Raw genomic sequence first — 14,330 nt, 5'->3', positions numbered from 1 at the left:
AGTGAGCGCATGGAGCAGGCGACGAGCGACGACCGCGCAGACCTCGACGTCGCCGGACTGAGCGCGGCCGACGTCGCCGAACGGGTGGCGTCGGGGCAGACCAACGCCTTCACGGCCGACACCAGCCGGAGCGCGTGGAACATCGTGCGCGCCAACGTCTTCACGCTCTTCAACGGGATCGTCGGGGCGTGCTTCGTCGTGCTGTTGCTGTTGGGTCGCTGGCAAGACGCGCTGTTCGGGGTCGCTGCGCTCTCGAACGCCGTGATCGGATGCGTGCAGGAGTTCCGCGCCAAGGCCGCGCTCGACCGCCTCGCCCTGCTGAACGCGCCCCGCGCCCGGGTCCGGCGCGACGGCGCGGAGGCCGAGATCGCGCCGCCGGAGGTGGTGCGCGGCGACGTCCTCGTGCTGCGCGCGGGCGATCAGATCGCCGCCGATGCGGTGGTGGTGGCGTCCCGCGGTCTGCAGATCGACGAGTCGATGCTCACCGGCGAGTCGGATGCCGTCGACAAACGCGTCGACGACGAGGTGCTGTCGGGGTCGATCGTGGTGGCCGGCGAAGGCGCGGCACGCGTCGCCCGCGTGGGCGCCGAGTCGTATGCGAACACCTTCGCCGCGGAGGCGAAGCGCTTCCAGCTCGTCTCGAGCGAGCTGCGCACCTCGATCGACCGCGTCCTGCGATGGGTCGGTTGGGGAATCGGGCCGATCGGACTGCTGGTCCTGAACGCGCAGATGATGGTGGCCGGAGGCTGGGTGCAGGCCTGGCAGCAGGGCACGTGGTCGCAGGCGGTCGTGAACACCATCGCCGCCCTCACCGCCATGATCCCGCTCGGGCTCGTGCTCATGACCTCGATCGCCTTCGCGGTCGGTGCGGCGCGGCTCGCCGGGCAGAAGGTGCTCGTCAACGAACTGCCCGCGGTCGAGGGGCTCGCCCGGGTCGACGTGATCTGCCTCGACAAGACCGGCACTCTCACCGCGGGCGAGATCCGCTTCGACGACGCGCTCGCCCTATCGGAGGCGACCGGCTGGACCGACGTGCTGGCCTGGTACGGGGCCGCCCCCGACGCGAACGCGACGGCGAGGTGCCTGCGCGAGCCGTTCCCCGTGGGTGTGGTGCTCACAGCGGCCCGGCGGATCCCGTTCTCATCGGCGCGGAAGTGGAGTGCGGTGTCGTTCGACGGCGGCGGCGGCGTTGATGGCACCTGGGTGCTCGGCGCGCCCGAGATGGTGTTCGGCGACGCCGCGACCGATGCGGGCGGCGAACTGGGCGCCGCGGTCACGCGGCTGGCTTCGTCCGGTCGACGCACCCTCGTGCTGGGGCATGCGGGCACGCCGCTCACCGACGCCGACGTCGATGCGGAGCGGTTGCCGGCGGGTGTCGCGGCCGTCGCGGTGCTGACCTTCGTCGAGGCGGTGCGTCCGGATGCCGCCGAGGCCCTGGCGTACTTCCGCGATCAGGGCGTCGGCGTGCGCGTCATCTCGGGCGACAATCCCCGCACGGTGGCGGCCATCGCACGAGAGGTCGGCCTCGACGTCGACGAGGGGTACGACGCACGTCGGTTGCCCGCCGACGACGACGAGCTGGGCGCCGTGCTCGAGCAGCACACCGTCTTCGGCCGTGTCACGCCCGACCAGAAGAAGCGCATGGTCACCGCGCTGCAGGCGCGCGGGCACGTCGTGGCCATGACCGGCGACGGCGTCAACGACGCCCTCGCCATCAAGACGGCCGACATCGGTATCGCGATGAACTCGGGTGCGGCGGCGACGAAGGCCGTGGCGCGCCTCGTGCTCCTCGACGGGCGCTTCTCGCACCTGCCGTCGGTGGTCGCGGAGGGGCGCCAGGTGATCGCCAACATCGAGCGCGTCTCGATGCTGTTCCTGACCAAGACCGTCTACGCGACGGGGCTCGCGGTGCTGTTCGGCGTCCTCGTGATGGAGTTCCCGTTCCTGCCGCGGCAGTTGTCGATCACCGATGGTCTGACCATCGGCATCCCGGCGTTCTTCCTGGCGCTGCTGCCGAACGCGCAGCGGTACGTGCCGGGGTTCCTCCGCCGCTCTCTCAGCTTCGCCATCCCCGCGGGTCTCGTCATCGCCGTCTCCCTCACCGTCTACACGCGCGTGGCGATGCAGATCGGTCTGGCGACGGCGCCGTTGCGCACGGGCGCGACGATCATCCTCGCGATCGTCGCGATCTGGGTGCTCACGGTGTTGTCGCGTCCGGTCACGCGCGTGAAGGTGGTGGTGATCGGCGCGATGTTCATCGCGCTCACCGCGATCTTCACCGTGCCGCCGTTGGGGGAGTTCTTCCAACTGCAGGATCCGGGCGACGACGGTGCGACCCTGGTCACACTCGTGGTCGTGCTCGCGCTCGGAGCGATCGAAGCGGTGCGGTTCGCGCACCGACGGTTCGTGCGACGCTCTCTGGCCGACGTGTCCGCTGGTGCGGGCGGGGTCGCCGACGAGGTGCGCCGCCGACCCGCGGTGGTCACGGCGGCCATCGTGCTCGTCTACGTCGGCGGACTGCTCAACACCGCTCTGGGCATCGTCGTCCTGCTGGCGCGCTACGCCGTGATGCCCGATCTCGTGCTGCCGGTCTCGCTCGTGGGCGCGGCGACCGTGCTGCTGGGACTGCTCACGATCGCCGGTGGGTCGGCGCTTTCGCGGGGCAGTTCCCTTGCTCGCACGCTGCTGACGGTCTACCTCGCCGTCCTGGTCGCACTGCAGGCGGCGGCGATGGCGTTGACCGAACTCGACCCGATCCTCGTCGTCGCCCTCGTCGCCGCACTGGCCGTCATCGCGAGTATGTGGGTGCCCGCGCGGGCCCGGCGATGGTTCCGCGGTGACGCGGCGTCCCTGCCCGCGGCAGGTCGCGTCAGCAGGTGAGCCGGACCACCCCGACGGCGGCCGCGCCTTCCCCCGCCGGCGGTCTCAGCGAGTGAGCCAGACCGACCCGTCGGCTCCGACCGGCAGCGACATCTCCACGCCGTCCGCGCGCACCACGCCCTCGGAGACGACCTCGAGCTCGTGGCCGACGTCGATCCCGCGATCGACGAGCGCACGCAGCAGCTCGGGATCCCGGTCGCTCACCCTGAGCACCCGGCCCGCGTGGCCCACCGGAGCCTCCGCCAGCAGGATGAAGGGCTCGCGGTGCACCGCGCCCTCGGCATCCGGGATCGCATCTCCGTGCGGGTCGAAGCGGGGGCGCCCCAGGCGCTCGTCGATGCCCTCGAGCAGCCGGTCGCTGAGAGCGTGCTCGAGTACCTCGGCCTCGTCGTGCACCTCATCCCACGCGTAGGCGAACTCGCGCACGAGCCACGTCTCGATGAGGCGGTGACGGCGGATCACGCCGGCGGCGCGGCGCTGCCCGGCGGCGGTGAGCGACACGGGTCCGTACGGCCGGTGGGTGACCAGTCCCTGGGCGGCGAGCTTCTTCACCATCTCGGTGACGCTCGAGGGGGCGAGGCTCAACACACCGGCGAGCTGCGAGGGCGTGATCGGGGAGTCCTGCCACTCGGTGTGGTGGTAGATCGCCTTGAGATAGTCGTCTGCCACGGGCGATTCCACGCCGTCAGCCTATCCGCCGGTGAAGACGAGCCACAGGAGGACGACGTTGAGCGTGATGAGGAACCCGGATGCCAGCACCCCGGCGACCGTGGTCGCGCGGCGATTGCGGTACCGGCCCAGGACGTCGGAGCGCGCGGTCAGGGCGACCAGCGGCACCAGGGCGAACGGGATGCCGAACGACAGCACCACCTGGCTGAGCACGAGGGCGAGGGTGGGATCGACGCCGAGTGCGAGGATCGCCAGCGCGGGGACGAGGGTGACGAGACGCCGGACGACGAGGGGGATGCGCGCCCGCAGCAGTCCGTGCATGATCTCGGCGCCGGCATAGGCGCCGACCGAGGTCGAGGCGAGGCCGCTCGCGAGCAGCCCGACGGCGAACAGCGTCGCGACCAGGGGGCCGAGCCCGTCGCGGAGCGCCGCGTAGGCGCCCTCGAGGCTGTCGGTGCCGTCGACGCCGGCGAGGTTGGCGGCGGCGAGGAGCAGGATCGCGAGGTTGACCGTGCCGGCGACGGCGAGCGCGATCGAGACGTCCCACCGGGTGGCCCGGAGCAGCCTCGGGGTCGAGATGCCGCGTGCGTGCTCCAGCGCCGCGCGCGAGGCCGACGTCCCCGTCGCCGGGGGGCCGTCGGCGCCGGCTCCCGCCGAGCGTGCGGATGCCGTGTGCCCGACCTGCGCGACGGTCGCGGAATTCGGGGCGAAGCGGTCGCGGGCGAGTGCCGAGTGCGCGTAGATGGCGTGCGGCATGATCGTGGCGCCGAGGATGGAGGCGGCCAACAGCACCGAGTTCGTGCCCTCGAAGCGCGGCACGAGACCGGCGGCGACCCCCGCCGCATCGGGAGGCGCGATCAGCAGGCCGAACGAGAAGCCGACGGCGATGATCACGAGCATCCCGATGAGCACGGTCTCGAAGGCGCGCGCCCCGCGGCGCGTCTGGACGAGCAGCAGACCCATCGACACCACGCCGGTGATCGCTCCTCCCCACACCAGGGGGATGCCGAACAGCAGATGGAGCGCCACGGCCCCGCCGATGACCTCGGCGACGTCGGTGGCCATCGCCACCGCCTCGGCCTGCAGCCAGTACAGTCGCCGCCCCCAGGGGTGGTGCATCCGGCGGCCGAGGATCTGCGGGAGGCTCTCGCCGGTGACGATGCCGAGCTTGGCGGAGAGGTACTGGATCAGCCACGCCATGACGTTGCCGAGCACCACCACCCACACGAGCAGGTAGCCGAAGGCGGCGCCCGCGGTCATGTTGCTGGCGACGTTGCCGGGGTCGAGGTACGCCACTCCCGCGACCATCGCCGGGCCGAGCAGCCAGAGGGCGCGCCCCGGAGCGTGGCGGCGGGCCACGGCATCCTCTGTTTTCGGCATGCCGAAACCTTACTGACTTTTCGGGTGCCCGAAAACTCCTCGACGCGTCCCCGGAGCACGCGACCGGCGCGGGATCACCGGTTCGACCGTCATCGCCGGCGCGTGCTCTCGTACCGTTCGTATGCTCTCGACCGCCGAATCGTGCGGGGCGTCGACCGCGGATAGCCTGGATCGGTGACGGATGCCGACGACCCGACGCCGGCGCTCGACCCCCGGCCTGCGGAGGGGGACGCGCCGTCTCCGGCGCGCGACCCGCGGGTCCCGACCCGGGACGCGCCGACCTCGACGCACGACACGGAGGTACCCGCCCCGGGCGAACAGACTCCGACGCACGGGGTCGGGCCGTGGCCCGGCGGCCCCGACGCGTGGCCCGACGACCCGCGCTACGACCCCGAGCTGCTCGCGGACGGCGATCGCCGCAACGTCGTCGACGGCTACCGCTACTGGAGCATGGACGCCATCGTCGCGGACCTGGACGCCAAACGGCATCCGTTCCACGTCGCGATCGAGAACTGGCAGCACGACCTCAACATCGGCACCATCGTGCGCAGCGCCAACGCGTTCCTCGCGGCCGAGGTGCACATCATCGGCAGGCGCCGATGGAACCGCCGCGGCGCCATGGTGACCGACCGGTACCAGCACGTGCGCCATCACGAGGACGTCGCGGCGTTCGTCACGTGGGCGCGCGAGACGGGCCTGCCGGTGATCGCGGTCGACAACGTCGACGGGTCGGTCCCGATCGATCGGGCCGACCTGCCGGAGGCGTGCGTGCTGCTGTTCGGACAGGAGGGGCCGGGGCTCTCGCCCGAGGCGATCGACGCGGCGACCGGTGTCGTCGAGATCACGCAGTACGGCTCGACCCGGTCGATCAACGCGGCCTCCGCCGCCGCGGTGATCATGTACGAGTGGTGCCGCCGCTGGGCCTAGCGGCGTGCGAGGGTGGGGGGATGCCGAAGGCCGTCACCCTCATCCGTTCGGCGTCGCTGTCGGGCGTCGCCGAATACGCCTACGCGGCGACCGCTCCCGCCGAGGCTCGTCTCATCTTCCTGGCCGGCTCCTGCCCCCTGGCCGCGGATGGCACGACGGTCGGGGTCGGCGACGTCCGCGCGCAGGCGGCCCGGTGCGTCGAGAACCTCGAGACCGCGCTCGCCGACGCCGGGGCGCAGCTCACCGACGTGATCAGCACGCGTGTGCTCGTGGCATCCGCTCGGCAGGACGATCTCGTGGCGGCGTGGGAGGTCGTGCGCGACGCGTTCGGGTCGCACGATGTGCCGAGCACGCTGATGGGGGTCACCGTGCTGGGCTACGACGATCAGCTCGTCGAGCTCGAGGCGATCGCCGCGGTCGTCGACGACTGAGGCCCGCGGAGGGCGCATCGTCGTGGCCGGTGGCACCCGGCTCCGAAGGGGCGCCCGCGGTGACGGGTCAGCCGCCCGCGGTCATCCACGTCCGACCGCGCACGCGGAGGCCGAGGGTGAGCGCGCGAGCGATCATGTAGACGCCGAAGAACGCGGCGGCGAGCCACGTGAGTCCCGCGGGGCCCCCGCCGGCGAACAGCGCGACGAGGACGAGAGCCGGCGCGTAGGGGACGAGGTTGAGCAGGCCCGCGAGCGCCAGATACCGGGCGTCTCCCGCGCCGATCAGCACGCCGTCGAGCACGAAGACGAAGCCGGCGAGCGGCTGCGCCACGGCCAGCACGATTAGAGCGGGTTGGACGAGGGCGGCGATCTCGGCGTCGCCGGTGAAGAGGAGTCCAATCACGCCCGAGGCCGCGGCGAGCACGGCGCCCACGCCGACGCCGAACCAGATGCCCCAGGCGCTGGTGCGTCGAAGGACCCTCTGCACCGTCTCGGTCTCGTCGGCGCCCAGGGCGTGGCCGATGAGGGCCTGCGCGGCGATCGCGAGCGCGTCGAGGGCGAAGGCGGCCGTCGAGAAGATGGTGAAGGCGATCTGCCACCCGGCCAGTTCGTCGGAACCCAGTCCGGTGGCGACCGCCACGGTGGCGAGGAAGGCCACCCGCAGGCTGAGGGTCCGCAGGAACAGCCACCCCCCGGATCGTGCGGTCCCGCCCCATCCCTCGCGCTGCGGCCGGACGGAGGCGTCGTGTCGACGCGCGAGCGCGCGTACGACGAGGACGTACGCGCCCACCATGCCCCACTGCGCGGCGACCGTGCCGATCGCGGACCCCGCGATGCCCCATCCGAATCCGTAGATGAACACCGCATTGAGGGCCGCGTTCGCTCCGAAGCCGATCCCTGCGATCCAGAGCGGGGTGACCGTGTCCTGCAGCCCGCGCAGCAGCCCGGTGGCCGCGAACACCACCAGCATGGCGGGCAGGCCCCACATCGAGATCGAGAGGTAGACGCGGGCGTTCTCGGCCACGTCGGGGGCGGCGCCGAAGAGGTCGACGACCAAGGGGGTCACGATCGACCCGACCGCGGCGAGCACCCCGCCCAGCGCGAGAGCCAGCCACATCCCGTCGATGCCCACCGACACCGCGCGACCCGTCTCGCCCGCCCCGAACCGCCGCGCGACCGCGGGCGTCGTCGAATAGGCGAGGAACACCATGAGCCCGACGATCGTCTGCAGCACGGCGCTCGCGATGCCGAGACCCGCCAGGGGAGCGACACCGAGGTGCCCCACCATCGCGGCATCCACGATCAAGAAGAGCGGCTCGGCGATCAACGCGCCGAGCGCAGGCACCGCGAGCCGCAGGATCGAGCGGTTCAGCGTCGCGGGCGGCGGTGTCGTCACGGTCCGAGCCTAGGCCGGGCCTCCGACGTCGCTCGGCGCCCGCACGCCGCGCGGCGGCGGCCCCACCCGGCGCAGGGTCAGGGATCTGCCCCACGTTCGGCCCGATGCAGTGGATGCCGCTGAGGGTGGGCGGATCTCGGAGCGTGGGCGAGGCGCGTGAGGGCGGGGCGGGCGCGGCGCAGGGTCGGGGATCTGCGCAACCTCCGTCCGATTCGGGGGGATGCCGCTGAGGTTGTGTCGATCGCGGAGGTTGCGCGATGCGAGGGGGACGGGGCGGGCCCGCCCGGCGCGGGGGCGCTCGGGTCGATGCGCGGAACGGCGACGGCCTGCGTTCCGCGTCCACGCGTGGCGCGCCCCGCATTCCGAGCCCGCACGGATGCGGGGCACTTATCCTGTCTCCATGACCGACACCCCCCGCTCCGGTCTCGCGCTCGACGAGCTCAGCGACGAGATCCGCCCGCAGGACGACCTGTTCCGCTACGTGAACGGCCGCTGGCTGGAGCGCACCGAGATCCCCGACGACAAGGCCCGTTGGGGCTCGTTCCACCTCATCGCCGAGCAGGCCGAGGCGGACGTGCGCACCATCGTCCAGGAGTCGCAGGAAGCCGAGCCGGGCAGCGAAGCCCGCAAGATCGGCGGCCTCTTCGCGAGCTTCATGGACACCGAGCGCATCAACGCCCTCGGCGGCGAGCCGCTGGCTCCGCAGCTCGCGGCCGTCGACACCGTCACCGACATCCCCTCCCTGCTCCGGCTCATCGGCGAACTCGAGCGCGACGGCATCAGCGGCCTGCTGACGCTGTTCGTCGAGCCCGATCCGGGCGACCCCACCCGCTACGTGCCGGTGGTCTACCAGGGAGGCATCTCGCTGCCGGACGAGAGCTACTACCGGCTCGACAACTTCGACGAGACCCGCACCGCCTACCGGGCGCACATCGCCCGCGTGCTCGAGCTCGCCGGGGTCGCCGAGGCCGCGGCATCCGCCGATCGCGTGTTCGCGCTCGAGGCCGACCTGGCCGCGCATCACTGGTCGCGCGAAGACAGCCGCGACGCGGTCAAGACGTACAACCTCAAGACGTGGGACGACACGCTCGCCCTCGCCGGAGTCGACCTCGAGCCGTGGCGTGCGGGGGTCGCCCCGGGTCACGAGGACGCGCTCGCCGAGGTCGTCGTGTACCAGCCGAGCTTCATCGAGTCGCTCGGCGGTCTGCTCGTGGCCGAGCGTCTCGACGACTGGAAGGCGTGGCTGCGCTTCAAGATCGTGCACGCGGCGGCGGCGTTCCTGTCCGACGGGTTCGTGGCCGAGAACTTCGCGTTCTACGGCACGCAGCTCACGGGCGTGCCCGTGAACCGCGAACGCTGGAAGCGCGGCGTGAGCCTCGTCGAGGCGGCGCTGGGCGAGGCGATCGGCAAGGTCTACGTCGAGCGGCACTTCCCGCCCGCCGCGAAGGAGGCGATGGACGGCCTCGTCGCCCACCTCATCGAGGCGTACCGCCGATCGATCCGCACGCTCGAGTGGATGACCGAGGAGACGCGCGAGCGGGCGCTGGCCAAGCTCGACGCCTTCACGCCCAAGATCGGCTACCCGGTTCGCTGGAAGGACTACTCCGACCTCGAGATCGACGCCGACGACCTGGTCGGCAACGTGCGCCGCGCCCACGTGTGGGAGCACGACCGTCAGCTTGCCAAGGTGGGCCAGCCGATCGACCGCGACGAGTGGTACATGACCCCGCAGACGGTCAATGCGTACTACAACCCGCTCATGAACGAGATCGTGTTCCCCGCGGCGATCCTGCAGTACCCGTTCTTCGACGCCGAACGCGATGCGGCGGCGAACTACGGCGGCATCGGCGCGGTCATCGGTCACGAGATCGGTCACGGCTTCGACGACCAGGGCAGCCGCTTCGACGGCGACGGATCGCTGCGGGACTGGTGGACGGATGCCGACCGCGCGGCGTTCGAGGAGCGGACGAAGGCTCTCATCGCCCAGTACGAGGCGCTCGTGCCGCAGGGACTGAGCGAGGAGCACCACGTCAACGGCGCCCTCACCATCGGCGAGAACATCGGCGACCTGGGCGGGCTCGGCATCGCCATCGCCGCGTACCGTCTCTTCCTCGAGGAGCAGGGTGAGGCGGAGGGCGAGGGTCCCGTCGTCGACGGGTTTACCGGCATCCAGCGTCTGCTGCTGAGCTGGGCGCAGATCTGGCAGCAGAAGGGCCGGGATGCCGAGACCATCCGCCTTCTCACGATCGATCCGCACTCGCCGAACGAGTTCCGCTGCAATCAGATCGTGCGTAACATCGACGCGTTCTACGAGGCGTTCGAGGTCACCGAGGGCGACGCTCTCTGGCTGGACGCCGACCAGCGCGTCACCATCTGGTGAGACGGCGTTTGTTGTCCTGCTGACCCGGAAGGAGCCACGCTCGTGGGCATGCCCCCGCTTCCCGAGCCCGCCCTGCCCGAGCCCGCCGGAGGGCCGGTGGAATCGTCGCGACGCGACGCCCCGGCCCTCCGCGGCGCGGGGCGCAAGGGTCCGAAGCGACTGCCCCGGCGGGCGGCGGCTGGCCGCCGCTCCTTCACCGCGACGCTGCGCGCGCTCGACGAGCTCGCCGCCTCGGGGGCGAAGGTGTCGGTGCGCATCGACGACCTCGACGGCGGAACGGCCGTGCTCTCGGGCGACGACTTCGTCACTCTGCCGGTCGGCGGCCTCGGCGTCGTGCCCCTGCTCGTCGAGACGGCTGCTTCGTTCGAGTCGGGTCGCCTGGACGCCCTCGAGATCGTCGATCGCGCGGCGGTCGCCGGCGCCGTCAACGGCGGCACCTGGCAGCACCTCAAGGCGCCGGCACTGCCCCTGACCGATCTCGCGATGCTGGCGGCATCGACGGGCGACGCCCTCGCTGCGAACGCCCTGCTGCACCGGGTGGGCCTGCAATCGGTCCGCGCGCGCCTGGAGCAGTTGGGCCTGCGCCGCACCGCGCTGCTCGACCGGTTCCGCGACGATCGGGGTCCCGACGACGCTCCGCACGTGGCCCTGTCGACCGCCCGCGAGATGGCGCAGGTGTTCGCGGGACTGGTGAACTCGACGATCGTCTCGCCCGGGGTCAGCGCCCAGGTGGCGGAGTGGCTGAGTCTCAACCACGATCTCTCGCTCGTGGCATCCGCCACCGGCCTCGATCCCTTCGCCCACGAGAACGATCAGCACGGGCTGCTGTTCATCAACAAGACCGGTCGCGCGCCCGGGGTGCGCGCCGAGGCGGGGGTGCTCGGCGGACCGCGCGCGGGCGTCTCGTACGCCCTGATCGTGAACTTCGACGATCTGTCGATCGCGCACCGGCTGCGCGCCCACGACGCCTTCCGCGTGCTCGGCGTGGAGCTCATGGAGTACGTGTACTGAGCCTCAGGCGGCGCGGATGCTCCACACGCTCCGCGAGCACGTCGCGGCCGAGGTCGCCACGACGATGATCGCCGCGCAGCCCAGCAGCACCGGGGCCGCTCCCACCCGCTCGGCGAGGGGGCCGACGACGATCTCGCCGACCGGGACCGCGACGAACGACCCGACCATGTCGTAGGAATACACGCGCGACAGCGCCGCACGGGGGATGTGCGTCTGCAGCGACTGATCCCACGCGATCGCGAAGAGCTCGATCGCGATCCCCCCGATCGCGAAGGCCGCGATGAGCACCGGCACGACCGGCGCCGCCCCGAGGGCCGCGGCCGGCAGGGCCGCGAGGGCCATCGCCGCGACGCCGATGCCGAGCGCGCGTCGCGGCCGCCAGCGCAGCGCCACGACCGCACCGAGCGCGAGCCCCGCCGTCTGCGCGGCGACGATCAGGCCCCACGCGCCGCGCCCGAAGCTCTCGTCGGCCACGAGCGGTCCGAGCACCGTGGTCGCACCGACGAAGGCGGCGTTCAGCACGGCGAACTGCAGCACGACGATCCAGACCCATCGACGCGCCGCGAACTCGCGCCAGCCCTCGCGGAGGTCGCTCCAGACCGAGGCGCGCTCGCCGGGCGCGGCATTCCGCGTCGACGGCAGGCGAAGGCGTGAGAAGAGCATCGCGGCGACGGCGAAGGCGGCCGCGTCGATCGCGAGACCCCACCCCGGTCCGACGGCGGCGACGACCACGGCGCCGACCGACGCGCCCACGATGCTGCCGCCGTTCAGCCCGAGCCGCAGCAGCGCGTTGGCCGGTCGCAGGAGCGGAGCGGGCACCGTGTCGGGCACGAGCGCCGCCGCGGCCGGGAGGCTCACGGCGGCCACGGCACCGTTGACGACGCTCAGGATGACGAGCAGCGGGATGCCGGCGGTCCCGGTGAGCACGAGTGCGGCGATCGCCCCCTGGGTCAGCGCAGCGGCGACGGACGACCCCACGAGAACGGCGCCGCGGGGGAGACGGTCGGCGATCACTCCGCCGAACAGCAGCATCCCGACGTTGGCGATCGAGCGGGCGGCGACCACCAGCCCCAGATCCGCCGCCGACCCGGTGAGGTCGAGCACCGCGAAGGCCAGGGCGAGCGGCGCGACGGCGTTGCCCACGATCGTCGTGGTGCGCGCGGCGAGCAGCCATCGGAACGGCGCGAGGGCGAGGGGGCCGCTCACCGGGGATTCCCGTGACCGGCCGCCGGGCGCGGTGTCGAGATGCCCACGGGGAACAACGCCGCGGTCATCGACACCGGACGCGTGCCCGGCGTGCGCGGCGGACGGGCGGCGGCGTGCAGCAGCGCGGAGGCCTCGCCCACGTGCTGCACGATCCGGCGCCAGACGGCGGGGTCCACCCACAGCTCGGCGTCGGTCGATATCGCGGGGCCGTCCGCGCGCAGCGCGGCGCGGCGGCGCAGCTCCTCGACGATCGCTTCGAGGTACTCCGTCTCGCCCTCGGGGGAGCGCTCGCCGTGAGGCGTATCGGGGTCGTACCGCCGTGACGACGACTCGTGGCGGTAGCGCTTCGCCTCGCCGCCGCGCAGGCGCACGACCTCGACCACGCGGACGAGGCGCGCCCGCTCCAACACGCGCAGGTGATAGCTCGCCGACGCTTGCGACACGCCCAGTTCGCGCCCTGCCTCGGCCGCACTCATCGCCGCGCCGGTGAGCAGCGACAGCAGGCGCAGCCGCAGCGGATGGGCGGTGGCGCGGAGTTCCTCGAGGCGCGACATCCCGCCATCGTGCCGCGGTCTGCCTCGACCGTCAAATGAGTCTTTGGGGGTCGAGGGAATGGTGCCCCAACCGCGGCGTCCGCGCAATCCCTCCTCCACCGGTCCGGGCCGCTGGGACGCTGGTGGCCTCGAAACGAAAGGAAGGACCGAAGCCATGTCCGAGACTCCTGCCACCACCGACCCGTTCGCCGATTCGTCCGGCCCCGAGGGCCACTCGATCACCGACTGGACCGACCTCGGCCGCGAGATGTGGTCGTACCTCACCGGCCGCGGCGCTGCCGTGAACTACTCCTTCGTCGACATGACCGTCGAGGTGCCGCGCGACATCGGCCCCGACGCTCCCCGCGCGACGTGGAAGCTCAACGGCACCCTCCGCGTCACCACGAGCGACGACACCGCGGCCGGGTCCGACCCGTACCGCGGCAACTGAGAGGCGGCGCCGTCATGGTGCGCCTCGACATCGACCTCGCCTTCTCCGAGCAGGAGAGGGGGGATGCCGACTCCCCGCCGTTCGAGGGGACCGTCACGGCCTCCGGCACCGAGGTGCGCATCGTCGTGAACGACCCCTCGCGCCTGCCGGGGAACGGCCGGCGGACGCTCGCCGAGCTGTCCACGGTCGCCGATGCCCTGGCATCCCGGGGGATCTCCGTGAAGCTCGAAGGACCGGACGGGCCCATCCTGCAGCTCGGTGACATCAAGAGCGGCGCGCTGCAACGGGTGATCACCGGGTCGAAGCACATCCGGCTCGGCTCGGTGGCGGCCGTGGCGCCGTTGCTCGTCCGCCGCAACGGGGACCGGACGTTGACGTTCCCGGTTCCCCCCGAGACGCCGCTTCCGCTGGTGCCCACCGTCAACCGCACCGTGCGCCGCCGCGTCACCACCACCCACTACACCCCGGGGTCGGGCCGGCCGCGGCTCATCTTCGCGGTGGGCGACTCGTCGTGGGACGGCTCGCGGCCGCGAGAATTCGACCTGCTGCCCACCAAGACCGTGATCGGATCGGGTGACGAGGCCGACCTGCGTCTGCCCGGACTCGCTCCGGTGCACGCCGAGATCCGACACGAAGGCGATGACGAGTACGTGCTGTACGGCTTCGACGCCGTCGGCGGAGGCGGCGCGCGCGACCAGGGCCCCGGGCGCGACGGCGGGGGGCGCATCCTGCGCACCGGCGCGCGCATCGAGCTGGGCGACTGGCGGCTGGCGTACTTCCGCGCCGAGTTCGCCGACCACGGTCGCCCGTACGGCGGACGGCAGGGCGGCGAGTTCGCGCGTCAGCGCAAGCAGCCCCCGCGCGGCGGTTCGGGCCCGCTCAGCCGCGCGAGCGATCCCGACTGACGGCGCTCGACGCCGGCCGATGGTCTGTTGCCCACGGCGAGACGGCATCCCGCTGACGAAACCGGTGCAGCCTGCAACCGAGATTTCAGAGGGATGCCGTCTCGCCGTGGTCGGGCTGCTCGTAGTGCTGCAGAGAGCGTCGAGCCGCGGGCCCGCCATGC

Annotated in this window: 12 protein-coding genes; 7 read left to right on the top strand and 5 right to left on the bottom strand. The window is 72.2% G+C overall.

Annotated elements, in window-relative coordinates; all coding sequences use genetic code 11:
• The first annotated feature begins 9 nt into the window (after nucleotides 1-9).
• Nucleotides 10-2,880 (top strand): HAD-IC family P-type ATPase, encoded by a 2,871-nt coding sequence (locus tag ACFZA2_RS05900; RefSeq protein ID WP_391401949.1) that lies wholly within the window; start codon nucleotides 10-12, stop codon nucleotides 2,878-2,880.
• A gap of 45 nt (nucleotides 2,881-2,925) precedes the next feature.
• On the opposite strand, the gene ACFZA2_RS05895 is transcribed toward ACFZA2_RS05900, so the two are convergent.
• Together ACFZA2_RS05895 and ACFZA2_RS05890 are read right to left on the bottom strand one after the other, a co-directional pair.
• Nucleotides 2,926-3,561: a metal-dependent transcriptional regulator gene (locus ACFZA2_RS05895; protein ID WP_391401946.1), complete on the bottom strand. Its 636-nt coding sequence runs from the start codon at nucleotides 3,559-3,561 to the stop codon at nucleotides 2,926-2,928.
• 9 nt (nucleotides 3,562-3,570) lie between these two features.
• Nucleotides 3,571-4,929 (bottom strand): Nramp family divalent metal transporter, encoded by a 1,359-nt coding sequence (locus tag ACFZA2_RS05890; protein ID WP_391401943.1) that lies wholly within the window; start codon nucleotides 4,927-4,929, stop codon nucleotides 3,571-3,573.
• A 174-nt stretch (nucleotides 4,930-5,103) separates the two neighbouring features.
• Between ACFZA2_RS05890 and ACFZA2_RS05885 the strand changes: the two genes are divergently transcribed.
• The gene (locus tag ACFZA2_RS05885) at nucleotides 5,104-5,856 is read left to right on the top strand and encodes a TrmH family RNA methyltransferase (RefSeq protein ID WP_391401941.1); all 753 of its coding nucleotides are present in this window, start codon (nucleotides 5,104-5,106) and stop codon (nucleotides 5,854-5,856) included.
• Nucleotides 5,857-5,876: 20 nt separating this feature from the next.
• The gene (locus tag ACFZA2_RS05880; protein ID WP_391401937.1) at nucleotides 5,877-6,287 is read left to right on the top strand and encodes a RidA family protein; all 411 of its coding nucleotides are present in this window, start codon (nucleotides 5,877-5,879) and stop codon (nucleotides 6,285-6,287) included.
• A 67-nt stretch (nucleotides 6,288-6,354) separates the two neighbouring features.
• On the opposite strand, the gene ACFZA2_RS05875 is transcribed toward ACFZA2_RS05880, so the two are convergent.
• The gene (locus ACFZA2_RS05875) at nucleotides 6,355-7,683 is read right to left on the bottom strand and encodes an MATE family efflux transporter (RefSeq protein ID WP_391401934.1); all 1,329 of its coding nucleotides are present in this window, start codon (nucleotides 7,681-7,683) and stop codon (nucleotides 6,355-6,357) included.
• Nucleotides 7,684-8,083: 400 nt separating this feature from the next.
• Between ACFZA2_RS05875 and ACFZA2_RS05870 the strand changes: the two genes are divergently transcribed.
• Together ACFZA2_RS05870 and ACFZA2_RS05865 are read left to right on the top strand one after the other, a co-directional pair.
• Entirely contained in the window at nucleotides 8,084-10,063 is a 1,980-nt protein-coding gene (locus ACFZA2_RS05870) for a M13 family metallopeptidase (RefSeq protein ID WP_391401931.1), read from the top strand.
• A 48-nt stretch (nucleotides 10,064-10,111) separates the two neighbouring features.
• Nucleotides 10,112-11,074 (top strand): serine hydrolase, encoded by a 963-nt coding sequence (locus ACFZA2_RS05865; RefSeq protein ID WP_391401928.1) that lies wholly within the window; start codon nucleotides 10,112-10,114, stop codon nucleotides 11,072-11,074.
• A 3-nt stretch (nucleotides 11,075-11,077) separates the two neighbouring features.
• Here ACFZA2_RS05865 and ACFZA2_RS05860 read toward each other — a convergent pair whose 3' ends face one another.
• Nucleotides 11,078-12,280 (bottom strand): MFS transporter, encoded by a 1,203-nt coding sequence (locus ACFZA2_RS05860; RefSeq protein ID WP_391401925.1) that lies wholly within the window; start codon nucleotides 12,278-12,280, stop codon nucleotides 11,078-11,080.
• Nucleotides 12,277-12,834: a helix-turn-helix domain-containing protein gene (locus ACFZA2_RS05855; protein WP_391401922.1), complete on the bottom strand. Its 558-nt coding sequence runs from the start codon at nucleotides 12,832-12,834 to the stop codon at nucleotides 12,277-12,279. The genes ACFZA2_RS05860 and ACFZA2_RS05855 overlap by 4 nt, the downstream gene beginning before the upstream one ends.
• Before the next feature lie 154 nt (nucleotides 12,835-12,988).
• Here ACFZA2_RS05855 and ACFZA2_RS05850 point away from each other — a divergent pair, with 154 nt between their 5' ends.
• On the top strand, nucleotides 12,989-13,264 hold the full coding sequence (locus ACFZA2_RS05850) for a hypothetical protein (RefSeq protein WP_315994298.1): 276 nt from the start codon (nucleotides 12,989-12,991) through the stop codon (nucleotides 13,262-13,264).
• 14 nt (nucleotides 13,265-13,278) lie between these two features.
• Nucleotides 13,279-14,169 carry an FHA domain-containing protein gene (locus tag ACFZA2_RS05845; RefSeq protein WP_391401918.1) on the top strand — a complete coding sequence of 297 codons (891 nt, stop codon included), beginning with the start codon at nucleotides 13,279-13,281 and terminating at the stop codon, nucleotides 14,167-14,169.
• Nucleotides 14,170-14,330: the final 161 nt, after the last annotated feature.

The organism is Microbacterium sp. NPDC007973, assembly GCF_042958465.1.
In the GTDB taxonomy this organism is placed as follows: domain Bacteria; phylum Actinomycetota; class Actinomycetes; order Actinomycetales; family Microbacteriaceae; genus Microbacterium; species Microbacterium galbum.
Note: the sequence above shows the minus strand (reverse complement) of the source record. Positions and strands in the feature narration are given on the sequence as shown.